At 37.7% G+C, this 26954-nt stretch carries 27 protein-coding genes, 1 tRNA gene and 2 pseudogenes; 14 read left to right on the forward strand and 16 right to left on the reverse strand.

Going from position 1 to position 26954, the window contains the following annotated elements; all coding sequences use genetic code 11:
* Positions 1–1154 precede the first annotated feature (1154 nt).
* The 7 genes from DYY66_RS02495 (at position 1155) to DYY66_RS02525 (ending at position 10436) form a co-directional block, all read left to right on the forward strand.
* The gene (locus DYY66_RS02495) at positions 1155–1406 is read left to right on the forward strand and encodes a DNA-directed RNA polymerase subunit H (RefSeq protein ID WP_166285926.1); all 252 of its coding nucleotides are present in this window, start codon (positions 1155–1157) and stop codon (positions 1404–1406) included.
* Positions 1406–4753, forward strand: coding sequence for a DNA-directed RNA polymerase subunit B (locus tag DYY66_RS02500; protein WP_166285928.1), 3348 nt, complete (start codon positions 1406–1408; stop codon positions 4751–4753). The genes DYY66_RS02495 and DYY66_RS02500 overlap by 1 nt, the downstream gene beginning before the upstream one ends.
* Positions 4753–8547: a DNA-directed RNA polymerase subunit A' gene (locus tag DYY66_RS02505; protein WP_166285930.1), complete on the forward strand. Its 3795-nt coding sequence runs from the start codon at positions 4753–4755 to the stop codon at positions 8545–8547. Before DYY66_RS02500 ends, DYY66_RS02505 begins: the two co-directional genes overlap by 1 nt.
* Positions 8540–8857 carry a ribosomal L7Ae/L30e/S12e/Gadd45 family protein gene (locus DYY66_RS02510; protein ID WP_166285932.1) on the forward strand — a complete coding sequence of 106 codons (318 nt, stop codon included), beginning with the start codon at positions 8540–8542 and terminating at the stop codon, positions 8855–8857. The genes DYY66_RS02505 and DYY66_RS02510 overlap by 8 nt, the downstream gene beginning before the upstream one ends.
* Before the next feature lie 74 nt (positions 8858–8931).
* Positions 8932–9390, forward strand: coding sequence for a NusA-like transcription termination signal-binding factor (locus tag DYY66_RS02515; RefSeq protein WP_166285934.1), 459 nt, complete (start codon positions 8932–8934; stop codon positions 9388–9390).
* 5 nt (positions 9391–9395) lie between these two features.
* Entirely contained in the window at positions 9396–9833 is a 438-nt protein-coding gene (locus tag DYY66_RS02520) for a 30S ribosomal protein S12 (RefSeq protein ID WP_101008821.1), read from the forward strand.
* A 3-nt stretch (positions 9834–9836) separates the two neighbouring features.
* Positions 9837–10436, forward strand: a complete 600-nt coding sequence (locus DYY66_RS02525; protein ID WP_166285936.1) for a 30S ribosomal protein S7 — start codon at positions 9837–9839, stop codon at positions 10434–10436.
* 25 nt (positions 10437–10461) lie between these two features.
* Here DYY66_RS02525 and DYY66_RS02530 read toward each other — a convergent pair.
* Positions 10462–10564, reverse strand: a tRNA-Gln gene (locus DYY66_RS02530).
* Between the two features lie 31 nt (positions 10565–10595).
* Positions 10596–10916, reverse strand: a complete 321-nt coding sequence (locus DYY66_RS02535) for a hypothetical protein (protein ID WP_166285938.1) — start codon at positions 10914–10916, stop codon at positions 10596–10598.
* 37 nt (positions 10917–10953) lie between these two features.
* Here DYY66_RS02535 and DYY66_RS02540 point away from each other — a divergent pair, with 37 nt between their 5' ends.
* Positions 10954–11655 (forward strand): YkgJ family cysteine cluster protein, encoded by a 702-nt coding sequence (locus tag DYY66_RS02540; protein WP_166285940.1) that lies wholly within the window; start codon positions 10954–10956, stop codon positions 11653–11655.
* Positions 11656–11657: 2 nt separating this feature from the next.
* Here the strand turns inward: DYY66_RS02540 and DYY66_RS02545 are convergent, their stop codons facing one another.
* The 4 genes and pseudogenes from DYY66_RS02545 to alaS form a co-directional block, all read right to left on the reverse strand.
* Positions 11658–12665 carry an NAD(P)/FAD-dependent oxidoreductase gene (locus tag DYY66_RS02545; RefSeq protein WP_166285942.1) on the reverse strand — a complete coding sequence of 336 codons (1008 nt, stop codon included), beginning with the start codon at positions 12663–12665 and terminating at the stop codon, positions 11658–11660.
* A gap of 45 nt (positions 12666–12710) precedes the next feature.
* Complete coding sequence (leuS, locus tag DYY66_RS02550) at positions 12711–15581, reverse strand: leucine--tRNA ligase (protein WP_166285944.1); 2871 nt, start codon at positions 15579–15581, stop codon at positions 12711–12713.
* Between the two features lie 3 nt (positions 15582–15584).
* Positions 15585–15839: a DHHA1 domain-containing protein gene (locus DYY66_RS02555; RefSeq protein WP_309223957.1), complete on the reverse strand. Its 255-nt coding sequence runs from the start codon at positions 15837–15839 to the stop codon at positions 15585–15587.
* 275 nt (positions 15840–16114) lie between these two features.
* Positions 16115–18549: pseudogene (alaS, locus tag DYY66_RS02560) on the reverse strand (alanine--tRNA ligase); the annotation flags it as partial.
* Between the two features lie 77 nt (positions 18550–18626).
* Here alaS and DYY66_RS02565 point away from each other — a divergent pair.
* The 3 genes from DYY66_RS02565 (at position 18627) to DYY66_RS02575 (ending at position 20207) form a co-directional block, all read left to right on the forward strand.
* A complete protein-coding gene (locus DYY66_RS02565) occupies positions 18627–19133 on the forward strand; it encodes a hypothetical protein (protein ID WP_166285946.1) in 507 nt (168 codons plus the stop codon).
* Between the two features lie 73 nt (positions 19134–19206).
* Positions 19207–19509 (forward strand): 50S ribosomal protein P1, encoded by a 303-nt coding sequence (gene rpl12p, locus DYY66_RS02570; protein WP_166285948.1) that lies wholly within the window; start codon positions 19207–19209, stop codon positions 19507–19509.
* Between the two features lie 68 nt (positions 19510–19577).
* Positions 19578–20207, forward strand: coding sequence for a trimeric intracellular cation channel family protein (locus DYY66_RS02575; protein ID WP_166285950.1), 630 nt, complete (start codon positions 19578–19580; stop codon positions 20205–20207).
* A gap of 388 nt (positions 20208–20595) precedes the next feature.
* Here DYY66_RS02575 and rplJ read toward each other — a convergent pair.
* Positions 20596–21323 (reverse strand): annotated as a pseudogene (rplJ, locus tag DYY66_RS02580) (50S ribosomal protein L10); the annotation flags it as partial.
* A gap of 1 nt (position 21324) precedes the next feature.
* On the reverse strand, positions 21325–21981 hold the full coding sequence (locus DYY66_RS02585; RefSeq protein WP_166285984.1) for a 50S ribosomal protein L1: 657 nt from the start codon (positions 21979–21981) through the stop codon (positions 21325–21327).
* Positions 21982–22172: 191 nt separating this feature from the next.
* On the opposite strand from DYY66_RS02585, the gene DYY66_RS02590 reads away from it, so the two are divergent.
* Positions 22173–22607 carry an Lrp/AsnC family transcriptional regulator gene (locus DYY66_RS02590; protein WP_178085572.1) on the forward strand — a complete coding sequence of 145 codons (435 nt, stop codon included), beginning with the start codon at positions 22173–22175 and terminating at the stop codon, positions 22605–22607.
* 1 nt (position 22608) lies between these two features.
* Here DYY66_RS02590 and DYY66_RS02595 read toward each other — a convergent pair whose 3' ends face one another.
* The 6 genes from DYY66_RS02595 to DYY66_RS02620 all read right to left on the reverse strand — a co-directional run bounded on the left by DYY66_RS02595 (position 22609) and on the right by DYY66_RS02620 (position 24830).
* Positions 22609–23091 (reverse strand): 50S ribosomal protein L11, encoded by a 483-nt coding sequence (locus DYY66_RS02595; protein ID WP_166285954.1) that lies wholly within the window; start codon positions 23089–23091, stop codon positions 22609–22611.
* 37 nt (positions 23092–23128) lie between these two features.
* Positions 23129–23584, reverse strand: coding sequence for a transcription elongation factor Spt5 (locus DYY66_RS02600; protein WP_148693231.1), 456 nt, complete (start codon positions 23582–23584; stop codon positions 23129–23131).
* Between the two features lies 1 nt (position 23585).
* The gene (locus DYY66_RS02605) at positions 23586–23771 is read right to left on the reverse strand and encodes a SecE/sec61-gamma family protein translocase subunit (protein ID WP_255496007.1); all 186 of its coding nucleotides are present in this window, start codon (positions 23769–23771) and stop codon (positions 23586–23588) included.
* A gap of 138 nt (positions 23772–23909) precedes the next feature.
* On the reverse strand, positions 23910–24131 hold the full coding sequence (locus tag DYY66_RS02610; protein ID WP_166285956.1) for a hypothetical protein: 222 nt from the start codon (positions 24129–24131) through the stop codon (positions 23910–23912).
* A gap of 120 nt (positions 24132–24251) precedes the next feature.
* Entirely contained in the window at positions 24252–24632 is a 381-nt protein-coding gene (locus DYY66_RS02615) for a hypothetical protein (RefSeq protein WP_166285958.1), read from the reverse strand.
* A gap of 3 nt (positions 24633–24635) precedes the next feature.
* Positions 24636–24830: a hypothetical protein gene (locus tag DYY66_RS02620; protein ID WP_166285960.1), complete on the reverse strand. Its 195-nt coding sequence runs from the start codon at positions 24828–24830 to the stop codon at positions 24636–24638.
* Positions 24831–24998: 168 nt separating this feature from the next.
* Between DYY66_RS02620 and DYY66_RS02625 the strand changes: the two genes are divergently transcribed.
* Both DYY66_RS02625 and DYY66_RS02630 read left to right on the forward strand, forming a co-directional pair.
* A complete protein-coding gene (locus DYY66_RS02625) occupies positions 24999–25778 on the forward strand; it encodes a D-aminoacyl-tRNA deacylase (RefSeq protein WP_166285962.1) in 780 nt (259 codons plus the stop codon).
* Positions 25775–26071, forward strand: coding sequence for an MGMT family protein (locus DYY66_RS02630; protein ID WP_166285964.1), 297 nt, complete (start codon positions 25775–25777; stop codon positions 26069–26071). The genes DYY66_RS02625 and DYY66_RS02630 overlap by 4 nt, the downstream gene beginning before the upstream one ends.
* A gap of 3 nt (positions 26072–26074) precedes the next feature.
* On the opposite strand, the gene DYY66_RS02635 is transcribed toward DYY66_RS02630, so the two are convergent.
* On the reverse strand, positions 26075–26524 hold the full coding sequence (locus tag DYY66_RS02635) for a 50S ribosomal protein L19e (RefSeq protein ID WP_166285966.1): 450 nt from the start codon (positions 26522–26524) through the stop codon (positions 26075–26077).
* The gene (locus tag DYY66_RS02640) at positions 26508–26909 is read right to left on the reverse strand and encodes a 50S ribosomal protein L32e (protein ID WP_166285968.1); all 402 of its coding nucleotides are present in this window, start codon (positions 26907–26909) and stop codon (positions 26508–26510) included. Before DYY66_RS02640 ends, DYY66_RS02635 begins: the two co-directional genes overlap by 17 nt.
* Between the last annotated feature and the right edge of the window lie 45 nt (positions 26910–26954).

The following is a 26954-nucleotide window of genomic DNA, read 5'->3' on the forward strand; positions in this document are numbered from 1 at the left end:
GTCGGTTGCTGTAGTGCTAGTCTCCTGGAAACCGTCTTCTTCCTGACCGTCTACTAGTACAAAGTATTTGTCGTCTTGACCAGTTTGTGGGCTTGTTGCATTAATCAGTGCTCTTGGGAGTGTTATTGTTAATACTCCATCTCCAGTAGTCTGTATTGACACAATAAGTGATTTTGACTGGATATCAGCCTTTATGCCAAGGACTTTGCCATTGGTTATGCTGTATTTTACAGAAAGGTCTGTACCGTCAACTTTTATGGTGTTTCCTCCTGATACGCTTGATCCAGCGAATTGGAAGGTTGTTTGAGCTGTTCTGGCCGCACTACCGAATTGTACCTTTACGGTGTATGCTCCAGCTTCTTGCCAAAGAACACCTGTAGCAGTTATGGATGTTGAAAAGGTTCTGTCAGATCCTAGATCCACCTGATCAACCTTGACAAGATTTCCTATTGGGCTAATGATCCTGACCGTGATTGGTGTACCAGAAATGTAGTCTTGTGTACTACCTGNGCACCTGTAGCAGTTATAGTGGTTGAAAAGGTTCTATCCGATCCTAAATCTACCTGAGCCACATGGACACGATTTCCTATTGGACTAATGATCTGAAGAGTGATTGGTGTACCAGAAATGTAGTCTTGTGTGCTACCTGATATTGTAACCTTGTCTCCATCATTGTATGATGCCTTGTCAGTTGTTACGGTGATTGCACCTGTAGATGCAGAACTGATCAATGTACCTGTATTTCCAGATGTAGCACTTGTAGAATTTGGACCTGCTGAATTCTGTATCGCGTATGGAGAAGCAAAAACGGGCATTACTCCTATAGTACAAAGCAGAATTGCAAGTANGGTATTTCCAGATGTAACACTTGTAGGATTTGCACTTGTACCATTCAAGAGAGCTGGGGAAGCAAAAACAGGTACTATCCCTATAGAGCAAACTAGAATTGCAAGTAACGCAAATCCTTTAAAGCGAGTACTCATCTTGGTTGAAAGTGATTTTTTTTGCTATTTAAAGTTGCGGAAAAAATTATTGACAAAAGATGCTAATTTTGGTACGCTTCCAATTAGATATATATTAACCTCTCGGTGGATGCATCTTAGTTTGTGGATTAGTCATACGTTTACAGCTAATGTTCAAAGGAGATTTTAAACATGATAAGTAAAAAAGAGAAAATACTCATTCCAGATCATATCTATGTTCCAAAACATGAGATAATGAATAAAGACGAAGCAGAGAAAGTTCTTGAAAAATATCACACCAAGCCAACTGAAATGCCATTGATCTATGTGAGCGATCCGGCTATCCGAGGCTTGGGAGTAAAGCCTGGAGATATGATAAAAATTACAAGAAAGAGTCCTACTGCTGGCGAGAGTCTGTACTATAGGTACGTGGTGGAAGAATAATGGCAAACATTTCAAACAAACGCTGGCCTATCATTCAAGATATACTAAAGAGAGAAGGAATTGCAAGACAACATCTAAACTCATATGATGAATTTCTTGAAAGGGGACTTCAAAGTATTATTGATGAAGTCGGACAGATTGAAATTGAAAGTGCAGAATATCCATACAAGATTCAACTTGGTAAAGTAAAACTTCAACAGCCACGTATGATGGAACTGGACGGTTCTATTACTCATATTGCACCAATGGAGGCACGACTAAGAAATGTCACATATGCATCTCCTATAATGCTTGAAGCAAGTGTTGTGGAAGACGGAAAAATTCTTGAATCCAGGTATATTCATATCGGAGACATGCCAGTCATGGTTCGCTCTAATGCTTGTATATTGCATAATCTTTCTGAACAAAAACTAGTAGAGCATGGTGAGGATCCAAGTGATCCTGGAGGTTATTTTATCATAAATGGTTCTGAACGAGTCATAGTTGGATTAGAAGATCTTTCTTACAACAAAATTATTGTGGATAGAGAAACTGTTGGTGGTAATACTGTTTTCAAGGCAAAGGTCTATTCTTCTATTGTTGGTTATCGTGCAAAATTAGAATTAATAATGAAAAATGACGGTCTCATTGTTGCAAAGATTCCAGGTTCTCCTGTTGACATTCCAGTAGTTACTTTAATGCGTGCATTAGGTCTTGAATCTGATAGAGAAATAGCTGCTTCTGTATCGTTAGTGGATGATATTCAAGATGAACTTGAAGGCTCGTTTGAAAAATCAGGTGATGTGCCTACAGCAAAAGATGCCATAGTCTACATTAGTAAAAGAATTGCACCTGGTATGCTTGAAGAATTCCAGATAAAAAGAGCTGAAACATTGCTTGACTGGGGACTTCTTCCACATCTTGGTAAACATCCTGATAATAGAAAAGAAAAAGCGCTATTTCTGGGAGAAGCTACTTGCAAATTAATCGAGCTAAAATTGGGCTGGATTGCAACTGATGATAAAGATCATTATGGAAATAAAGTAATAAAATTTGCAGGTCAAATGCTTGCTGATCTTTTCAGAACCGCATTTAGAAATCTTGTCCGGGACATGAAATACCAACTAGAAAGATCAGGTCAAAAAAGAGGTATCAATGCAGTAGCAGCTGCTGTCAGACCTGGAATTGTTACTGATAAGATGAATAATGCTATTGCAACCGGAAATTGGGGAAGAGGTAGAGTTGGTGTAACTCAGCTTCTTGATAGAACTAATTATCTTTCAACTATAAGCCATCTTAGAAGAATTCAATCACCATTGAGCCGAAGCCAGCCAAACTTTGAAGCAAGAGATCTTCATGCTACTCATTTTGGTAGAATATGTCCAAGTGAGACTCCTGAGGGCTCAAATTGTGGGCTTGTAAAGAATTTAGCTTTATCTGCAATAATTTCTGTTAATGTTCCATCTGAGGATATAATCGAGAAACTCTATGACTTGGGTGTAACTTATGTATCTGATGCAAAAGATGAGCTGAAAAAAGAAGGCACCAGAGTTTTTGTCGATGGTAGATTGATTGGATACTTTAAGGATGGACAAAGACTTGTTGACTCTCTACGAGATCTTCGAAGAAACTTCAAGATTCATCCACACGTTGGAATATTCTTGTATCAATCTAGCTTTGAAGGTTCCACTAAACGACTTTATGTTAATTGCAATGCTGGAAGAGTTTTGCGTCCTCTTATTGTAATCAAAGATAATAAAATTCTCCTAACCCAGGAATTAATCGACAAGGTGAGCAAAAAATTCCTTTCATGGACGGATCTGTTGCATATGGGAATAATTGAGCTAGTAGATGCTAATGAAGAAGAAAACTCTTACATTGCAATTGATGAGACTGACATCAAAAAACACACTCACATGGAAGTATTTCCATCTGCAATTTTGGGTGCTGGTGCATCAATAATTCCATATCCGGAACATAACCAGTCTCCTAGAAATACATACGAATCTGCAATGGCAAAACAAAGTCTTGGTTTTTCAACACCTTTGATGAATGCAAGTACCTATGTCAGACAACATCTGATGTTGTATCCACAGACTCCAATTGTTAATACAAAAGCAATGGGTCTTCTAGGATTAGAGGACAGACCTGCTGGTCAAAATTGTGTTGTCGCAGTATTACCTTTTGACGGATATAACATTGAAGACGCTATTGTCTTGAGCAAGTCCTCAATTGACAGAGGTCTTGGAAGAACATTCTTCTACAGAATCTATGAAGCTGAAGCAAAACAATATCCTGGAGGTATGAGAGATAACTTTGAAATTCCAACTGCAGAAGGAAATATTCGTGGATTTAGAGGAGACAAGGCATACAGATTATTAGAAGAAGATGGAGTTATTGCAACTGAATCTACCGCACAGGGTGGAGATATACTGATTGGAAAAACAAGTCCGCCTAGATTTATGGAAGAATATAGAGAATTTGAAGTAAAAGGACCATACAGACGAGACACTTCAATCGGTGTCAGACCGTCCGAAAATGGAGTTGTTGACACTGTTGTCATGACTCAATCTCATGATGGTGGAAGAATGTACAAAATTAGAGTTAGAGATTTACGAATTCCAGAAATCGGTGATAAATTTGCATCACGACACGGTCAAAAGGGTGTTGTTGGATTACTTGTCAACCAAGAAGACCTTCCATATACTGCAGATGGCGTTGTTCCAGATGTCTTGATTAATCCTCACGCTTTCCCGTCTAGAATGACAGTTGGAATGTTCTTGGAATCTGTAACAGGAAAAGCTGCTGCATTGCGTGGAAGCAAGATGGATGGATCTGCCTTTGTTGGAGAAAAACTTGAAGATGTCAAAGGTGTTCTAGAACAAAACGGATTCAAGTATTCTGGAAAAGAAGTAATGTATGATGGAAGAACAGGAAAACCGTTTGCAGTAGATGTATTCATAGGAGTTGTATATTATCAAAAACTTCACCACATGGTTGCAGACAAGATTCATGCAAGAGCAAGAGGTCAAGTACAGATGTTGACCAAACAGCCAACTGAAGGACGTGCAAGAGGTGGAGGTTTAAGATTTGGTGAAATGGAAAGAGACTGTCTTATTGCATATGGCGCATCCATGATGCTAAAAGATAGATTGCTTGATGAATCTGACAAGGCAGATATTTACATCTGTGAAAGATGTGGATTGGTTTCTTATTATGATATCAAACAAAGAAGATTTGTATGCAGAGTATGTGGTGACAAGGCAAAAGTTACATCAATCTCTGTTGCATATGCGTTTAAACTGCTTCTACAAGAAATGATGAGTCTTGATGTGGCACCAAGACTCTTGATAAAGGAGAGAGTATAATGGCGCTTGAAACAATAAAAGTAATCGATGGAATAAAGTTCTCTGTATGGTCTCCAACAGAAATTAGAAAATATTCTGTTGCTGAAATCACTGCCCCTGAAACTTATGATGAAGATGGAATGTCAGTTCAGGGTGGATTGATGGATGGAAGACTTGGTACACTTGAACCAGGTCAAAAGTGCCTTACATGTGGAAATACTGCTGCAAGATGTCCTGGTCACTTTGGCCACATCGAACTTGCAGAGCCTGTTTTACATATTGCATTCATAGACAACATCTACAAACTTTTGTTGACTACATGTAGATCATGCGCCAGACTAAAAATCCCACAAGAAGAGCTAGAAGAATATCACCAAATTATGAAAAAGGAGGCAGCGTATACTGTCATCTCAATCAAACACATTCCTACTGAAATAATAGAAAGAGCAAAGAAAGAAAAAACATGTCCTCATTGCGGCAAATCACAATATGAGTTGATATTTACAAAACCAACAATTTTCATCGAAAGAACTGAGCTTGGTGAAAATAGATTATTGCCAATCACAATCCGTGAAAGATTCTCACACATGATTGATGAAGACCTCAAGTTGTTAGGATATGATCCTACAACAGCAAGACCAGAGTGGTTTATTCTACAGGTTCTGCCAGTTCCTCCAGTTACAGTACGACCATCAATTATTCTAGAGACTGGAATCAGATCTGAAGATGATCTGACTCACAAACTAGTAGACATCATAAGAGTAAATCAAAGACTCAAAGAAAGCAAGGAAGCCGGAACACCTCCACTTATCGTACAAGACTTGGTTGATCTTTTACAATATCACGTAACAACATACTTTGATAATGAAGTTTCTGGAATTCCGCAAGCTCACCACAGATCCGGAAGACCACTTAAGACTCTCACACAAAGACTGAAAGGAAAAGAAGGTAGATTCAGAGGTTCATTATCTGGAAAAAGAGTTGACTTTTCAAGTAGAACTGTAATCTCACCTGATCCAAACTTGCAGATATCTGAGGTAGGAGTTCCAGAGGCAGTTGCAACTAAACTAACAATTCCTGAGGTTGTAACTGAATGGAACATTGAAAGACTGAAAAAACTTGTCATAAATGGACCAAGCAAGTTCCCAGGAGCAAACTACATTGTAAGACCAGACGGTGTAAAAATCAGACTTGATTTCGTTGAAGACCGAGAAACTATTGCAAATAATATTGAAATTGGATATCTAGTAGAAAGACATCTCTCTGATGGTGATATTGTGATGTTCAATAGACAACCATCATTGCACCAGATGTCAATCATGGGCCATTATGTTAGGGTATTACCTGGCAAGACCTTTAGACTACATCCTTCAGTCTGTCCTCCTTACAACGCTGACTTTGATGGAGATGAGATGAATCTTCATGTACCTCAAAGTGAGGAGGCCAGAGCAGAAGCTATACTCTTAATGCGTGTACAAGATCAATTGATCTCACCAAGATATGGAGGTCCTATAATTGGTGCATTGCGTGATTTTATCACTGGAGCATATCTACTTACAAAAGATGATACTACTCTAACACCTCAAGAATTTGCAAACCTTGCAATGTTGGCAGGTTACACTGGAGCGTTTCCAGATCCTGCAGTAAAAGCAAAGGGTGGTTCACTTTACAGTGGCAAACAATTGTTCTCACTCTTCTTACCAAAAGACTTCAACTATGTGATTACTTCAAAATGGTCTAAAGGTACAAAGGGTCCAGTAAAAGATGTAGTAATCAAAAATGGGCAGCTAGTGAGCGGTGTTATTGACAAAGCATCTATCGGAGCAGAAGAACCTGATAGTGTCTTGCATAGAATCACAAAAGACTATGGATATGAAGAGGCAAAGAATTTCCTCAACTCTATTCTAATTATGTTAAAACAATTCATTACAGGTTATGGATTTAGTTATGGATACGCTGATCTTGAACTTGCAACAAAGACAAAAGATGGAATTCTTGAAAATATTCAGGAATCATATGACAGGGTCTATGATTTCATTGCTCAGGCAAAGAAAGGCACACTACAACTTAGCAGAGGTCTTTCTGCAGAAGAAGCATTGGAAGCATATATCGTAAACGAGCTTTCAAAAGCAAGAGATAAAGCTGGAAACTCTGCAGACAAGTCTTTTGATGAAACCAATGCAGGTAGAATAATGGCAACAACTGGTGCCAGAGGTTCCTCATTAAACATTGGTCAAATGGCAGGTGCATTGGGACAGCAGTCTATTAGAGGTAGAAGAATTCTCAAAGGTTATAGTAACAGGGCATTACCACACTTTAAAGAAAATGATGCCAACCCAGATGGTAAAGGATTTGTAAAATCTAACTATAGGGAAGGACTGTCAACTCTGGAATTCTTTTTCCACGCTATGGGTGGAAGAGAAGGTCTTGTTGACACTGCAGTTAGAACCCAACAAAGTGGTTACATGCAGAGAAGACTCATCAATGCACTTGAACACCTCAAACTAGAATATGATGGAACAGTAAGAGATCCACACGGTCACATAATACAATTCCTTTATGGTGAGGACGGAATCGATGTAGCAAAAAGTGATCATGGTGAAGCATTTAGAATTGCAAGATTGATTGAATCTGAAAGCATCATTGATTCTGGAAAGAAAGCCACAAAAGAAGAGATAACAGATCTAGTCAAAAAATATGCAAAGACATTCAATCCACGTTTATCAAAAACTGTACTTGAGGCACTACTTGAATCAAAACTTAGCAAAGATGGTGTTGATAAAGTCTGTAAAAAAGCATTAGAGCTGTACGACAATGCCAAGGTTGAACCTGGCCAAGCAGTAGGTGTAGTAACCGCTCAATCAATAGGAGAGCCAGGTACTCAGATGACTCTGAGAACATTCCACTTTGCAGGTATCAGAGAAAGAAACGTAACTCTAGGACTTCCTAGGTTAATCGAACTTGTAGATGCAAGAAAGAAACCAGTAACACCAACAATGGATATCTACTTGGAAGAAAATCACAAGAAATCAAAAGAAAAAGCAATCAAGGTAGCTAGAGAAATTCTTCACACCAAAATTAGTGCATTAATCTCTAGTACTGAAACTGACTATTCTACAAAAATAAAACTCAATCTCAATCAAGATAAACTACGAGAAAGAGCATGTACAATAGAAGATGTTGTAGATGCATTACAATCCTCCAAGAAGAAATTTGAAATTGAACCAAGCGGACACTCTATCACATTAACACTACCTGAAGAATCTGATACTCAAACTGTTCTTGCAATGAGAAACAAAGTACTGTCAACCACCGTAAAAGGTGTAACAGATGTAGAACGAGTTACTATTGTACAACAAGGAGAAGAGTGGGTTATACAAACATCTGGCTCAAACATTGCAAAAGTATGGGAGATTGACGGAATCGACAAGAAAAATATTCGAACTAATAACATCTTTGAGATTGCAGGTACTCTAGGTATTGAGGCTGCACGAAACTCATTGATAAATGAACTAAGCTCTACTCTTGAAGACCAAGGTCTGGAAGTAGACGTGAGATACATCATGTTGGTATCTGACTTGATGTGTTCTAGAGGATACTTGCAGCAAATTGGAAGACACGGAATCGCTGGTACTAAGACAAGTGTACTTGCAAGAGCCGCATTTGAAATTACAGTTCCAACAATTGCAGAAGCCGCATTAGCAGGAGAAGTTGAAGAACTCAAAGGAGTAACAGAAAATGTTATAGTAGGAGCAAATATTCCAATTGGTACAGGAACAGTAGATCTATACATGAGAGTGGTTCAAGATGGCTAAACTATTAGAAAAAATAATAAAAGATGCAATTGAGGATGGCAAGTACTCGTTTGGTACAAAGGAGACAATCAGTACAATCAAAAGTTCAAAGGTTGTCGTATTGTCAAACTCTATACAGGAAAAAACACTGGAAAAAATACAAGAAGCAGCTAAAAATTCCAAAGTTCCAACTCTACAATATAACGGTTCATCAGTAGAACTTGGTAGATTGTGTGGAACCCAGTTTAGAATTTCTGCATTGTCGCTTAAGACTCTAAGCGATACTAATCTTAAAGCAATAACCAAAGAACTAGAAACAGAGACGAACTAACCTGATGTACTTTTCCTCGTATTTTATCTATCAAGATTTAAATGTCCCACCAAGAGATCGAGTTTAAAAACGGCATGACGGAAACAATCAAACTCTCAACAGATCAAATAAAGCTAATGTCACTTTTTCAGAATGTGACCGGAGCTACAGCACGAGACTGTATTGAGGACGAAAAGCAAGACCGAGTAATATTTGTGGTAAATCATGGTAAAATGGGACTAGCCATTGGAAAGGGTGGTTCTACAATTAAGAATTTACAAAACGTGGTAAAAAGAAATGTTGAACTTGTAGAATATTCTGAAGAACCAGCAGAATTTCTAAAAAACATGCTCAATCCAAAATTAGTTTCTGAAGTAAAAATAAACAAGAGACTGGACGGCTCACTTCAAGCAATCATTCTAGTTGATGCAAAAAAGAAAGGAATTGTAGTAGGCAGAGAAGGACGTAATGCAGAAAAAGCAAGACTATTAGCAAAGAGATACTTTCAAATTTCTAGTGTTCTTATTCAAAGTCCGGAGAAAATAATGGAGTAAATGGTATGGCAAAATCACCTCTAGGTCTATTTGCAGGAAGAGTTCTCAAAGATAAGAGAAAACGACAAAAGTGGTCAATTGGTACCTATAAGAGAAGAGAACTAGGACTTGACAGAAAAGCAAGCCCACTTGGAGGCGCTCCACAAGCTAGAGGTATAGTTTTAGAAAAAGTTGGAATTGAAGCAAAACAGCCAAACTCTGCTGTAAGAAAATGTGTTAGAGTACAACTGATTAAAAATGGTAAAACGGTAACCGCCTTCCTTCCTAGGGACGGTGCACTCAACTTTGTTGATGAACACGACGAAGTACATGTAGAAGGAATGGGTGCATCCATGGGAGGAGCCCTTGGTGATATCCCTGGTGTAAGGTGGAAGGTTTTCAAGGTAAATGGAACTTCACTTAAGGAACTTGTTTATGGCAAGAAGGAAAAACCAAGGAGATAGAAAATGACTGAAACACAGAACCTTTTACTTTTTAGAAAATGGGACATATCTAATATCGATATTAAAGATCCAGGACTGAAAAATGTAATATCTCTAAAACAAGAGATCATACCATTGTCATTTGGTAGATCAGCTCTTAAGAGATTCAACAAGGCTGAAGTTAACATTGCTGAAAGATTGATAAACAAACTATCACACTTTGGAAAGAAATATGCCAAAAACACAGGTAGAATGGGCGGAAAGAAAATTCGCGCAATCAATACTGTCAAGGCAGCATTTGATATCATATATCTAAAAACTGGCAAAAATCCAGTTGAAGTTTTGATAAGAGCAGTAGAACACTCTGCACCAAATGAAGATACTACCAGAATAGTATATGGTGGAACTGTCTATCACGTATCAGTAGATGTTGCACCATTGCGAAGAGTAGACTTGGCATTAAGATTCATTGCAGAGGGTGTCAGAGACGCATCATTTTCTAATCCTAAAGCAGTTGAGGAAAATCTTGCAGAACACTTGATACTTGCTTCTGCAAATGACATGAATGCACCTTCTGTTAAGAAGAAAAATGAGCTAGAAAGAATAGCAATGGCTTCTAGATAGCGAAGATTGTTTTTAAAAATATAGATAGCCCGAGGCAGATTCGAACTGCCGTCCCCAGGTGTCCTCTCATAAGATCCAGAGCCTGAGATCCCTAACCCAAAATTGTTTGGCCACTAGACTATCGGGCTACCGAGACGACTTGTATTTCTTGAGAATATATTATTTTGTACTAGCCTCACGGACTGCTGTTGCATAATCACAATTTGCACCAAGTCTCATGTAGGGGATTAATCTGTAATGAATGGAATAAAGATCATTTTCTTTGTATAAAATTCCTTTTAACAATAACGACACAAAACCTCCTGCAATTTTAGAAGCTGGTATGCTAAGCTCTTTGCATACTTGGTCACGTCGCTTTTTGTATTGTTGACTAGTAAAACTAGTTGCGTTCAACTCTAAGACTAGTGGCCACATGACTTTTTCCCAGACAAATCTTCGATTCTGAGTGGCAGAGGCATACTTTCCTTTCTCTTCTAGCATTGATAACGTTCAAAAAGTTCCGATCTCAATTTATTAGTTGATGAAATCAAATATTGAAGAGGCCCTAGAACTATTATCAAAAGACTGGAAAATCGAACCAGTAATTCAGGATTTTATCTTGGGTAAAAAAACAAATGTTTCAGATTTTCAGATAAAGGTAAACGACGTAATTTTTCATATTCCATATTTACAGGATGAAAATGGTTATGTCTTGTGGAAATGTTATTGGCCTGATTGTCATAATTGCTGTAACAGGCAGGGTAGGCTACCGCTTACAAGTAATGATCTGATAACAATAAGTAAAAATCTAAAATATGAAAAAATATCTGATTTTGTAAAAAAGGAGACCAATATAGCTACATGGGAAGAAAAGGGACCTACTGGAAACCCTGTGGTTATGACCATGATAAATCTAAAACGCAAAGAAGATGAGAAAGAGTCCGAAGACGGGACCTATGTAAAATGTAGGTTTCTTGATGACAAGGGCTATTGTGGATTGCATCCTTCTAGACCTGGAGTGTGTTACCTATACCCGTTTTCATCATGGCTTGAAAATGAAAAAGGCAAAGTCAGAGTTCATGCTACGTTTCAATTTACAGGTGACTGTCCTGGGTTTTACTTTGCAAAATCTCATGATGACATGAAAGATGTTCTAGTGGATTATTCTAAAATGATTTATGATTATACTATGAATTCAAATAGAACAACAAGAGAAAATTTTGGCTATGTAAGTATGTGATTCTAGGCCTTTGCTACTTTCATCATGTCTGTCATCTTGATTTCCATGCCAAATCTTTTTTCATTCTTTTTCATGTATCTGTAAATTGATAACATGTCTACAAAACTTTTCATCACGCCAAACTTGTTATCCATTTTATTTCTTACAAATGATAATACCTTTGAATAAATTGCAAATTTTTCAAGGACCATCTGTCTATATTTTTCATTATTGCCCAATGTCTCCACAAAAATGTCTCCACATGTCATACTTGGAATTATTCCTTCACCAAGCAATGGGTAGACTGTTCCTATAGACTCACCAACCCCTACTACTTTTCCATGATAAAATGGCCCGCAGAGATCTGGAGTGGCAAGACGAATTGGTCTTCCAACAGTCTTTGTGATTTTTCCGCCATATTTCTTCAAGAATGCGTTGGTCTCTACTATGTGATTTTTATTCTTGTCACCTGCTCCAATGTGTGCGACATTGTCTCCTAGTGGGAAATACCAGAAATATCCGCTAATTGAGGAAAATGGCTTGAGATAAAAATCATCAAATGGTACGCCATTCTCATATTCCACTTTATACTGAAATGTTGGTAAATGGAAATCTTTTGCAAGTCTGGGTAGATATGATCTATGAAAACCTGTGGAGTCCACAATCATGTCATACTCTGACTCTAAATCTTGTAATTTTGGAGCAACACCATGATGTATCTTGCATCCCTTTGCCATGTCTTTTATCAATCCAATCTTATTGTAAGTGCAGAGTCCCTTGAGTTTGATTTGAAATCTTTCTAAACCCATGTCAACGTACATTTGTTTTCCGTCATGAATTACATAATCGTTAAAATCAAGGCCAACTTTTTTTGAAAATTCTTCCATCGGTGCTTTTGATGTACCCCATGCACAAATGGAATCATGATTCTCTACAGTAGATCTTTCAAAACCCACTACTTCGTGTTGACCTTTCAATCTTGCAAGGAGATATGCCCCGGCAACTCCTATGCCTACTATAGCTATCTTCAAACGATCTTATACCTAAAATGACCTAATAAAAACATGTGGCAATTATTATTCAATTAGTATAGCTGGTTTGTATGGTCTTGATGTCTTTGATTTATTTTTTGGATCATACTTGTCTTGATCTGATTCTGAAAATACTTGTGATGTGATTCCAAACTCTGCTTGTACTAGTGAATCAAGCTCTGAAAGAATTTTCTTTTCATCAACAAGGCCAATCTTGTTCTTTGATTCTCTTTCTTCTTGTGATTCTGACAATATGTCATTGACTGTTTTTTTCACAAAATCTGGATCTTTCTTTACATCTTCTGTTTCCTTGTCTGCGATGAGTGCTTTTATCAGAGTGCCTATGTTGACTTCACCTGCTACAATATTTGATAAGATTTTCTGGTATGCTTTTACTTTCCACTGTGCAGGTGTATAGATTGTTATTTTTTTTGGAGTGATCTTTGTAACCTTGATTATATTTTTTATGTCCTCAATTGTATTCTTTAGTAGGTTTTCAGATTGAATTGATTCAAAGTCAATCATGTTTTCATGGTATGTTGGCCATGGAGATTTTGATACAATGCCGGTATTTCCTAGCCTTAACCACATCTCTTCTGATGCATATGGCGCAAAGGGCGACATCATTGAGACTCGTATGGATGTAATCTCGTGCAAAATTCCTGTAAAGTCTTCTCTTTTCTTTGCAAGGGCTCGTTTTGTATACCATTGAAGGTCTGACTCGAACTCGTATAATACAAAATGTAGTGCCTCTCTTAGCCTCATTTTTTGTATGGATGTGGTTGTTTTTTGTACCAACTGTTCTACCCTACTTTTTATCCACTTGTCTTCTTGTTCAAGTCTAGTATTGTGACTGGCTCTGTATTTTGAGCACTCTTCTAACATGTTTTCTAATTTACTTTTTATTCCCTTGACAGCCTCTTGATTAAAATCTGCATCTTGCAGTAGCTCTGCAGAAATTAATATTGTAAGCCTGATTGCATCTGCTCCGTGGTTTCTTATGGCATCTCTGAGTGGAATTATGTTTCCTTCTGACTTGGACATCTTTTTTCCATCCATGAGGACTGATCCGTTGACTACAATCTCTTCAGGCCAGTACTCTTTTGGAAATATTGCGATGTGGTTGAAGATGAAAAATGTTAGATGGTTTGGTACTAGGTCTCTTCCAGAATGTCTTGCATTGACTGGATAAAAATACTGGAACTCGTTTTTTACCTTCTCTAAAAGTTGGGGTGATATTTTACACTGTGATGATATGTTTTCAGGATCTCCCTTGTTCAAGAATATGTAGTCAAAAAAGGCATCAGACACATTTTCTGGCGTAATCTCTTTGTTGTTTACATATTTTGCTATGGTATAGTATGCCATGTAAATTACAGAATCAGAAAGACTCTCTATTATCCAGTTTTTATCCCAAGGTAACTTTGTTCCCAAGCCATGTTGTCTTGCACATGCTCGCTCTCTTAGCCAATCTACTACATTGTTGAACTCATTTCTGATTTCTTCTGGAAGAATCTTCATCTCATTTATCCATGCATGCACTTTTGTCTTCCATTCAGGATCTGAATAGTTGAGAAACCACTGGTTACTGAGGATCTTTACTACACACTCTGCACCACATCTGCACCTTATGGGGATCTCGTTTAATTCGTATAAAATGTCAGCATTTCCGCCTTGCAGCATCCATTTTTTTACTTCGTCTTTTGCCACTGCAACTGTCTTGCCTGCAAATTTTCCTGTGTTTTGTTTTAATTTGCCGCCGTAAAATTCCTTTGAGTATATTTCCTTGGTGGCTTCTTCAAGTTTTGAACTGTTTTGATCTTCGATTTTGAATCTAGTTATTACATCAAGTGAAGGAATCTGTCCATAACCTTCTGTCTCAATTATTGATATTGCTTTTACATTTTGAACATCAGAAAGATTTGGATATTTTGCAATCTCTTTTTTGAGATCTTCCAAGGCTTGATAATCAAAAGGAGCATGTGCTGGAACAGACATTACAATGCCAGTACCGTTTTCACTTTTGACAAAACTTGCTGGCAAAATTAAAACCTGGTCGTCTCTTTCGGGAACCTTGACTTTTTTTCCTACTAGTTCCTTGCCAGATATTTTATCAAGTCTTGTTATTGCTTTGTTGTGGAACTCTAACTTTCTTGCACATTCGCTAGTTACTATCCATGTTTCATTGTCAACTTGAACTATTTCGTATACAAAGTCTGGATTTATCCAGATGTTTGTTACACCAAAAATAGTTTCTGGCCGTAGTGTTGCAGTAGGAATGATGTACTTGTCATACTTGAATTTGATGATTGTATATTCTGTAAAACTTGGCTCTACATCTCCTTGTGTGTCATGCTGTGATACTGGATTTTGATCCTTTGGACACCATCCCACAGGATGAGTGCCCTGAATTATGAGATTTTTTTCCTTTAGTTTGCCAAACTGCCACTCGATAAACTTGCTATACACTGGATCTATTGTGGTAAACTCTCTTCTCCAGTCTATCGAGTATCCCATTTCGATCATTCCTGCCTTTATCTCTTGATGGAAATAATCTGCAATTTTTACTGGCTCTACAAACTCTCTTATTTTATCATCTGGGACCTTGTACAGAGTGCGAAATGTCTCAAGCAGTTTTACATCATTGTCTTGAACCCTTCGCGCCATGCCCAAAATTGGTGTTCCAGTATAATGAAATCCCATTGGGAATAATACGTTGTAACCCTGCATGCGCATGAATCTTGCATGAACATCTGCTAGAGTGTATGTTCTTCCATGTCCAACATGTTGAGGAGAATTGGGATATGGATATGCTACTGTGACAAAGAATTTTTTATTTTTATTTGGATCAGTTTCAAAATATTTTTCTTCTTCCCACTTGCGTCTCCATTTTTCTTCAAGTGCCATCCAATCCATCTGCTATCGTTCTCCAAGAATTGATTTTTCTATGGCAAGTAATGCATCTTTTATCTTTGATAGATCTTTTCCTCCACCTTGACCAAATGTGTCTCTTCCGCCGCCTGAACCGCCAAGCACTTTAGAAACATCTCTTACTAGATCTCCTGCCTTTTTGGTAGACACAGCATCGGGGCCTGAGAATGATATTATTTTGATTGATTCGTTTTTGACAATTAATATGCAATAAATCAAGGACTTGTCAAGCTTGGTTGCAATCTCTCNGCATCAGAGCCTGAAAATGATATTATCTTGATTGATTCATTTTTTACAATCAGCACACAATAAATCAAGGACTTGTCAAGCTTGGTTGCAATCTCTCCTACTGATATGTGAAATTCTTCATCAAGTTCTTCGTCTACTGCGGAATAGAGTTTGACTTTGTCAAGATTCTTTGCTTGAGAGATGGCTTCTCTTGCAGACATGTCTGATGTTCTCTTGATTATTTGTCTTAGCCTCTTTTTTGCATCCTCTGAGTCTTTCATTGCATGTTNGAATTCTTCATCAAGTTCTTCGTCTACTGCAGAATAGAGTTTGACTTTGCCAAGATTCTTTGCCTGAGAGATGGCCTCTCTTGCAGATGTATCTGATGTTCTCTTGATTATTTGTCGTAGTCTCTTTTTTGCATCCTCTGAATCTTTCATTGCGTGCTCAAACGACTCTAACATCTTTTCTTTACTTGAACCTAGAGATTTTACTATGTGCGAAATTTTTCTATCTTGGTTTTGGGTGTACTTTAGTGCAGACTCGCCGGACACAAATTCTAGTCTAACTACTCCGTCCTGGATCCTCTCAGCCTTGGTGATTTTTATCAATCCCAACTCTCCGGTCTTTTGAACATGTGTTCCACCGCATGCTTCTACGTCAAAACCTTCTATGTTTACAATTCGTACTAGTTTTACTGGTACCACTCCTCCTTGGTAAATTCTAAAACCATATTCTTGTTCTGCATCACCTCTCTCAAACTGGTTGATCAAAATTGGGATATCCTTTCTTACGGTTACATTTGCAAGATCTTCGATTTTTGTTATCTCTTCTTCTGTAAGGTTTGAATGATGTGTAATGTCTAGTCTTGCATAATCTGCATCTTTGAAAGCAGAATGCTGCCAGATCCAAGAACCTAGAATATTTCTTGCAGATGCATTAAGAACATGAGTGCTGGTGTGGTTTCGTGTTATTCCATATCTTCGCACTGAATCAATTTTGCATTTTACAACCATGCCTTCTTTTGGAGATCCGTCCTTGATCTCATGCAATACCACATTTCCGTGCTTAGTGACATCTATTACATCAAACTCTGCAATTTTGCCATGGTCTGGCTCTTGTCCTCCTCCTCTTGCATAAAATGACGTCTTGTCAAGTATGACAAATTTATTTTTAATAATTCTGAGTATCTTGGCATCAAATTCGTGCGGATCATTTTTGTAATATAGTAAATCTGTATCCTCAATGCCTTCTAAATTCAATTCTTCCTTTTTCTCTGTCTTTTCAGATTGGTGCAAATCTGATAGTCTCTCATAAAATGTAGAAGGAATCTCTGATATTATCTGGTATTCTTTGAGAAAGTCTGGAGTTATACCGTCAGATTCATAGAGTCTGATGAGATCATCGACTGCTAGTTTTTTGTTCTGTGTCTTGAGAGTAGCTGCCATGTTTTTCATTCTGACTCTTGACTCGCCATAGCGATTTTTCTCTACCTCGATTATTGCTTTTACATCATTGCGGGTTTGTTCAAGTTCTGGATATGTGGACTTTAGATAATCTATGTGAAGGTCAATGAGGTCATTGAGATCAAAATTCCAGCCAAATCTATCCATAGTTGCAAGTGTTCTTCTGAGTATATCCTCAAATTGTATCCTCCTCCTACATTGCTTGGTAGTGCACCATCAGAAATTGCAAATACCAGTGTCCTCAAGTGATCGGCTATCATGTAGACTCCCTCTAGTGGAGAAATCATCTTGTCCTGTTTTGTTTCATCTAAACCTGCAATTTTTGCTGCAGTCTTTCTAACTATTGAAATGTCATCTGATTCTGAGAGAGCTTTTGCTATTGACATGAAATACTTGGAAATTATGTTTGAGTCTGTATCGATTCCTATTTTGTTTATCATGTATTTTGTTATGGGTCCAAAACAACAATCATACGCGGTAGGAGTTCCCATTGTTACCCATGCAAATCTCTCAAGACCTGCACCCATGTCGATAATCTTTTGATCTAAGATAGAATAGTTGGTTAGATCTCCCTGAAATTCAGTAAATACTGCATTGCCAAGCTCTAGACCTCTGACAAAATATTCCAGTGATGAGCCAAAAGAACCACCTCCTGCCCAAACATCCTCGACAAACACTATCTCTTGTTTATTAATTCCAAATCTATCGGTGAGAAGTTTGAAATCCAAGTCTACACATCTATCCTTCCAATATCCTTGTGAATTTGGTATACTGTGTTGTCCTATCATACAAAAACTAGAAAAATGTCTTCCAGTCACTCCCACATTTTCAATGTCTTTGAATCTAAGACAAGTCTGAGGAACAATCAATGGATTTGCAGGAAACTCAAAGACTACTTTGGAACCCATGACTCTTTGAAAGTCTACAATGGATGCAATTGTAAAATACAGATCATCACGCCATCTGCAGACTACGGGATATCGTCCAACTGATTTGTGGTTGTTTTGTACAAAGAATGATTCTACTTCTTTCCATGCTTGGGTGTAATCAAATCTCTTGTTTGTAGGTGGGTCTCCAATGAATGAATAGCTGTTCTCTATGTGATCAGGACACAGACTGAGTCCATCATCCAAGGTCCAGAAAAACCTGTGGCACTTGGTGCATGATTTTCTTCTAAATCCCTCACTTTCAAACAATGCGACCTTGTAGTATCTATCCGGATCCGTGGAAAACTTTGAAAGGATCTGGTCCTTGTCCATTTCACAATTTTTTCTTCTGACCGATATTAAGCATTCTGAAGCAACACATTAAATATGATTTATTAGGAAAGTTTCTCATGTTCACAAAAAAGGGCTGGAAAGAAGGAGATTACGTCTTTGCATCCCAACCAAATGGTGACCATAGGGATATCGTTGTAGGAATTGTAACTGGAGTAGAAAATTCCAACATTGGAGTTAATGGAATGATAATAAATCCAGTAGGCCTCAAGAACAAAGTTTCTCAGGGAAAGGCCGGTCCTCAATCACTTGAACTTTTGAAAAATCCAAATCCAAAAGAATGCATATTTGCTTTAATCTATAGGGTAGAACACAATAATTTCACTGGAGTGTTTAATGTGACTAGTGACCATGTTGAAAAAATCCACAAGAACATTCACAATATTATTTCTGGCTGGGTTCGAGAATCAATACCTGAATTAATCAACAATGTACTTTCTTTACCTGATGGTCCAGAAAAAGAACAAGCAAAGCGAGTCTTAAAACAAAGAATGGATACACTTTACGACAAAGACTTGAAGAAATACATGTATTCTATATGTCGAGGTCTTAAGATCTTAAACTAGGAAAATCAATTTAGATTTATTTTTTCCAAGTCTCCATAGTTTTATATTATGCCTCTTTCAAAATTTGTTTACAATGGAATACGTATACGCTGCGTTGCTTTTGCACAAACAAAAGAAGGAAATCAACGAAGCAAATGTTGCTAATGTTGTAAAGGCTTCAGGTGCTGAAGTAAATGAAGCACAAGTAAAGGCACTTGTTGCTGCTCTCGCCGATGTAAACATCGAGGAAGCAATCAAGGCTGCACCAGTAGCAGTTGCCGCACCAGCAGCAGCACCATCAGGTGGAGGCGCATCAGAAGGAAAGAAAGAGGCTGATCTACCATCTGCAAAGACCGAAGAACAAGCAATGGAAGGTCTTTCTGCACTATTCGGTTAAAACTGTAATCTATCCCTTTTTTGTAATCTCTTAAACATTATTTACCATAGTCTTGGTTACTTTGTTATTTGACTGAATTATCGTCTCCGATTCAAACTATCGTATTGATACTTGATTTGTTTGGAACAATGGCCTTTGCAGTAACTGGGGCATTCAAGGCAATTGAACACAAGGCAGACATTGTAGGAATTATCATCCTTGCAACAATTACTGGTGTTGCTGGGGGAACAATACGGGATATAGTTCTTGGACATTTTCCTCCTCGTTCTATATCTGATCCAAACTATGTGATAATTACAACAGTAACAGGAATTGCTATCTTCTTTCTTTATCCTAAAATGCAAAAACACTGGAATCTGTTTTTAAAATTTGATGCTATTGGACTGGGTGTTTTTACTGCAATTGGGGCAACCTTGGCCTATCAATTGTTTGGAATGAATTTTTTGGCAATGGCAATGGCTGGGATGGTAACAGCTGTGGGAGGAGGAATCTTGAGAGACATGTTTGTAAATGAAATACCTATGGTCTTTGTAAAAGAACTGTATGCATCAGCAAGTTTTCTAGGCGTTGTAGTTTTTTACATTCTTCTACTTGTCAATCTCCCAATTGAGCTAGTTACCGTTGGCTCAATATTGGTTACAACCATAATGCGATTGGTTGCCATGAAATACAACTGGAATCTGCCAAAAGTGCGTTAAGAATTGTCTGTCTGATTTATTGTGGGGTATAGCCCTTCAGTTTGCCTGCTAGCGCTTTTGCCTGTCCGCTTGCCCTCTGTATCGTTGCATCCTTGGTATCATCAGTAAGAAAACCTGCTGCTATTGCAAGTGATCTTGCTTGCTGAGCTGCCTNGGTGCGCTAAGAATTTGTGTCTCTGATTTATTGTGGGGTGTAACCCTTTAGTTTGCCTGCAAGTGCTTTTGCCTGTCCGCTTGCTTTCTGTATTGTTGCATCCTTTGTGTCATCAGTAAGAAAGCCTGCTGCTATTGCAAGTGATCTTGCTTGCTGAGCTGCCTTGGCAAGTATCAGGTTGACATTTTCTTTAGTTACATATCCTATCTCTATTGATAGTGACAATGCTTCCTNCCAAGTATCATGTTGACGTTCTCTTTGGTTACATATCCTATCTCTATTGATAGTGACAATGCTTCCTGGTGTGCCTGGGCAAATGCAGTTCTGTATGCTTCTACATCGACTGTTAATTCTTCTTGATTGTAAACTACCTTGTCCTCCAAAGCGGAGTTTAGTACGATTCCTGCCTCTACTGCCTTGACATCTAGTTTGCTCAGTAGGGTGGCCAACTTTCCAGATATTACGTCTCCTTTCTTTGCTGCCACTGAATCCTTTGTAATCCAAACTGTTCCTTGATCGATCTTGGTTGATACACCTGCTTCTTTAAAGTCTGTAAGAATTGGTCCTGGAGTAATTCCTGTGTTGCCTGCCTTGATGACTACATCTATGCTTGCCTTATCTCCACCTCTTGCTGCCATCATAATCTTGTTTTTACCAAGTAAAATGTTCAACTTGATTGGACTCATGTTTGTAAACATCAATACACATTGTCCAACTAGCTTTTCAGCAAGTTTTTCAATTCCAGGAATTTTTAATGTTGAAAGTGATTTTTGTGCAACTTTATCTTTAACACTGACAATTTCTACTTCGCCTTTGAATTTTTTTCTTAATGGTAATAATTGTGAAGATCTTACTTTTTCCATTCTGACTAGAGCTACAACTTTGTACTTGTTTGGTAACTCTTGTAACTGTTGATACATCTGAGCTTTCTTTTGAGGATATTTGGTTCTATTTTGATGCATGTTACTTTGTTCCTGGTTGTGTTGGTTTGATTATCTTTCCCATGCTTGTCTTGATCATTATTTTCTTGATGTTCTTGTCGCCGCTTGGTAATTTCTTTTCTATTGTACCAATCACTGCATGAGCATTTGCTGCCAAGTCTTCATCAGACATTGTTTCATCACCTATCTTGCATGCTAAGGAAAGAGAATTTTTCAGTCTTACTCTTATTGATGATCTAAATCTTTCCAATATTGATTCGATTGGAGCGTTGAATGGAAGTGGTGTTGGCATCTTTCCTCTTGGACCCATAAACTGACCCAAGGTCTTACCTACATTTGCCATTACTGAAGTATCTGCAAGGAAAAAGTCATAACCGTTGATTAATTTGCGAGACTCTCTTTTGTTAGCGCCCATCTGTGTTACTTGTGTAGTGTCTACAACCAAGTCTGCATTGGCACCCTTTGCCTTGATTCCAAGATCTCCTGATGCGATTACGCATATTGAAGATGACTTGTTCATCTTTTTTGGTAACTGGACTGTCTCATTTATTGCGAATCCTTTCTTTACATCGATATCTCTGAAAACCATGATTAGCTCTACTGCCTGTTTGAATTTCCTTTCCTTTGTGCTCTTCTTAGCATCAGTTATCATTTGAGCTATCTGGGACTCGGTGGTAATCATTACGAAAGGTTTCCAATTTGCCTATTTAAAATCCTTTAGCGACAAAATCGTTCGAGAATTGTATGATCGTAAAAATTTCATGTAATCAGAACAGTCATGAAATAAGAATACTTTTGGAAAAGTAACTTACATTTATTAAATAGTAACAAAAACAAGTCGCAAAGTTGCACAAATTCGACGAATTAGACATGAAAATAATTACCGAACTTAGCAGAGACGGTAATACATCTGTCCCTAATCTATCCAAAAAACTTGGTGTCAACACTTCGGTTCTTTATAGCAGAGTAAAACGACTAGTCAAGAAAAAATTAATAAAAAAATTTACCATCGTAGTTGATGAATCATTGATAGGCATTGGAGTACGAGCAACCATGGGTATCAACAGAGATCCAAAGCTAAAGGACCAAATCCATAAAGCATTACTGAAAACTCCTGAGATAGTTGCAATATCTGAAGTCACTGGAAGGTTTGATATCCTGTTGACTCTGAGAGCACAGAACCTTGAGGAGTTACACACTGTAGCTATAGAAAAAATAGGAAAGATAGAAGGAATACAAAACACGGAAACTTTTGTTGAATTGCAGAAAACCGATAAAGATCCAGTCTATACAGTAACTGAATAATCTACTTGAATTTGTCGTCCCACTTGCCTGATTCTAGATCAGCAGTTGCTTCTTTTGGATTCTTGCCATCTATTTTGACTCCAAGTGCAAGACATGTTCCGATTATTTCTTTTGAAGCAGCTCTAACATTGAGAGCATAAGAAGAATCGATTTTCAATTTTGCAACTTTGACAACAGAATCTGGTGAGATGTCTCCAACCCAGGTGGCACCTGAAGTTCCTGATCCTTTCTGGATACCTGCTTCTTTTAGAATCAAGGCCGCAGCAGAAGGAATTCCAACTTCTACGGTCCATTTCTTTGTGCTCTTGTCTACATTGACTGTGACAGGCACTTTCATTCCTTCAAAATCTTTAGTCTTTTCATTTATGGCAGTAACTATCTGTAAGATGTTTACACCGAGTGGTCCCAAAGTTGGACCCAAAGGAGGACCTGCACTAGCTTGACCTCCTGTTACAAGTGCAGAAACAGTTTGCATATCTGCCATATTTTTTCTTCCCTCTGAACTGTAAATTTAATCCTTGCTAATGAGTTGATGGTTTGAGATAGTTTGCATCAACAGTAACTGGCAATTGGTATGGTGCATCAAGTAGAATTACTGTAGCTTCTTCTTTATCATGATCTACTCTTGTGACTGTGGCTTTCATACCCTTGAATGGACCACCAATAATCTCTACTACTTGATCTACTACAAGTTCTGAAACTGTGGATTTCTTTACTAGATAACCCTCGATATCCTTGAATGTTAATTCTCCTCTTAGTTGGCCTCTGATGTGTCTGATTCCCTGCAATGCATCAAATGCTGCATTTGCATCTATTGCCTCTACAACAACATAGCCTTTGAGATTTTCTAGCAGTAGAACTGATTGTATGTTGAGTTTTTTCAGTTTAATTCGATTCTCTAGTAGTCCCATGACGACCTTTTCTTGGCCTCCCGTGGTCCTAACTGCAAAAAAGTGTGATTTTGTTTCTTGTGCCATTTTATCTATGTCCTAAATTAATAACAGCAAATGTAAACTGAATGATGAATCCAATGGCTCCAAGTGTGGCCATTCCTAAAATTACAAGTCTCAAATGTTCCATGTAGTCCTCTTTATCTGACTTTTTGGCAAGTTTCATAGTATTGACCATGTCCTTGAGCATCTGTTTTGGATTTACCTTTACCATTGGAGGGCTTTGCCCAAAGTGTCCTTATAATTCTTATTTTGGACATGGATTGTTACATTTTAGTCGTACTGTGATGCTAAAGAGATGTTTTCATATTTTTGGCTCGGGCAAGTTTTGAGTATTTTCAAATATTCTATTCTAGTGCTGAAATACTAGAAGACACTCTTCCTTGCCAAAATCAAATGTTATGGTAACCTTGGTAGTTATTTTTTTGATGCTTGCTCGATTAAAATCTGTCACATCTCTTGGATTGAGGGACAACCACTCTTCAATGAGATCTTCTCTGCTTCGTACTTCTAGTATCTCCAATGACTCCATAGATTTTGGTGACGTCTTGCTTGATTGGTCTTTGTATGACATTCTCATTCACTTTCCATTCTCATCATTTGCTTTCTTTCTGCCAAAATTTTCGTATTCTGNAAATGATTCCATAGATTTTGGTGACCTCTTGCTTGATTGGTCTTTGTATGGCACTCTTATTCACTTTCCATTTTCATCATTTGCTTTCTTTCTGCCAAAATTCTCATATTCTGCTGATCTCTCAAATGCCTCTTTTATCGGAATCAAGGTATTGACAATACTCTCTCTTTGTTTCTCAACCATTTCTTTGATCTCTTCATACTCTGCTTTTCTTGGTAGTTTCTCTATGGCATGAAACAAGACATTGACCTCCTTTAGTAAATTGACTGAAACTAGGTATGATTTGCCTAGAAAATAGTTCATCACACGCAATGAACCGTATATTATTTTCATGTCCTCATCTGTTGTTATATTATCAAGGCGCTCAAACACCTTGCTGTATCTCTCTATTACATCTGCAACATCTGATAAATTTTCTCTATATGCTGTGGAATGGGACATTTTCTATTTCTCTTTCAAGTCATTTTTGACTCTCTTGGGGTCTTCATCTTCTAACCATGTCTTTAATGCAATCTCTACTAGTTGTGATAAATCAAGTTCTCTGTCTATGGCATCTTTTTTTGCTTCCTTCCAGACTGATGGATCTATCTTGATTGATGTTGTATCTCGCTTTACATTTGGATCTAACTTTACTCTCATGTGTTTGTAATACTACTAGTATTATTTAAATTTTAAAGTATATATTTAGAAGTCAAATTCAAATGATATGTCTATTCTGACCATCTGCAACTGCNATACTGTACGTATGCACGATGTGTAAATTTGAGTTTCGTTTAAAATAATAAACTAGTAGTTTGTCTATTTCTTATGGAACTGTTGGTAGCATACGAGTCTGATCCTGCGGGGTTTAACATGGCAACATTTCTTTCAAAGCAAATGAAAAAAGATGATGATGGAGTTTTTCATGGAAATAAATTTGATCTCGTAGTGATACCGTCTCCTGCAATATCTGCTGATTGGCTTGAGGAAAAATATCATTATGATGGATACGTGTTCCTGTCAAAGCATGCCTCTGAAAGTGGAGATCTTGCATTGACGTGTCACAGTACTGGAAACTTTGGCGATGCCTTGTTTGGAGGGTTTGCCAGGCAAGTTGCAATACCATACCCACACAGGCAAAAATCCTACATGAAACGGCTATGGGAAGAAAGAAACCTATTTTCAAAATTTGACATTACAATAGAAGCAACCCATCATGGGCCAACTGCATTGAGTAAACCCACACTGTTCATTGAAATAGGCACAACTGAGAAAGAATGGACCGATAAAAAATTGTGTGAAAATGTGGCACAAATTGTCTTAAAAGAAATGTCTGAGATTCCACACAAACATGATGTTGCCATATGCTTTGGAGGTACCCATTATCCTGATAAATTCAATAAAGAACTGCTTGAAGGCGATCTTGCATTAGGTACTGTTATTCCAAAACATGGCCTTGATAATATCGATATAGAACTTTTTACTCATATATTGGAACGAAATCATGAAGCCAAATTTGCTCTAGTAGATTGGAGTGGATTGGGAAAGAACAAACAAAAAATAGTCGAGATGATAAATACAAGTGGTCTAGAGATGGTAAAGATTTGAAACTAGAACATAAAGTGTACAAAGAACTCTTGAAAGTTCCAAAAGGAAAAGTGACAACCTATGGCGAACTTGCAAAGGCTGTAGGTCTAAAAAATGGACAACGAGCTATAGGGAGAATCATGAACAAGAATCCATTTCCTGTAATCGTTCCATGTCATAGGGTAATACTGTCCAGTGGTAAAGTTGGAGGCTATGCATGGGGAGAAAAAATAAAAACTAACATGCTTTCACAAGAAGGCGTAAAAATCAAACAAGGAAAAATCCTTGACAAAAATACAATCTATAGATTCTGAGTTTTACTTTTTGGAACGAACTTCTTCTATCAAGCTTCTAAGGTGAGCCAAGTTTCTTACTTGGTTTCCACCAACTTGCTTGTATAATTTCCAATAACTCTCATTTGGTATTTCCTTTCTTGATTTTGATACTTTAAGCTGATGTCTCATGGCTCTTATTCTCTTGACATATACTTCCTTCTTTCCGACTCTAGATCCTTTTCTTCCCTTTTTGGAACCTTGTTTAGTTCCACGTTTGCGTTTTTGAGATTTCTTAAAATGTGCTCTTCCCTTTGAAGTTCCTACTACTGGTTTTACTTGGATTGTGCCTGCAGTTATCAAACTTCGAATGTTATCACGAGTGATTGCATCTGTTATGTCATCCAAATATTCTGGATCAAATCTTACTCTGCCCATGCCGACTCCAAGAATTCTGGAGACTAGCTGTCTTTTGGACTTAAGATTTACTACCACTAGCTGACACCCTTGCGTTGAATACTTTGAAGTTCTTCTCTAATGCCTTGGTAATTATTTCAGATCTTTTCTTTTTTCCTACTCCGTGGCCAAATCTAACACCGTCTTTTTTTGGATCAAGTTTTTCCAAGTCTTTTAAATTGTAAACTAGATTATCTGTAAATCCTGATGGATGTAATCCTCTTGCGATCTTTGGTCCACCATATCCTACTCGGACTAGGGCTGGCCATCCCTTCTTTTGTTTTCTTTGATGGTTGTCCATACCTTTTGGTTTTCTCCAAGTCTCTGCAAGTTTTGCATATCTCCAGCTCTCTTGCCTAACAAAATCTGGCCTATGTTCAGCCACTTTCTTTCTAAGTTCAAGAGCTTCTTTATTGATCGGCATGTACACGACTCTGACTAAATTTTACAATAAATACGTTTCTTGTTT

The organism is Candidatus Nitrosotalea sp. FS (assembly GCF_011319475.1).
GTDB lineage: Archaea > Thermoproteota > Nitrososphaeria > Nitrososphaerales > Nitrosopumilaceae > Nitrosotalea.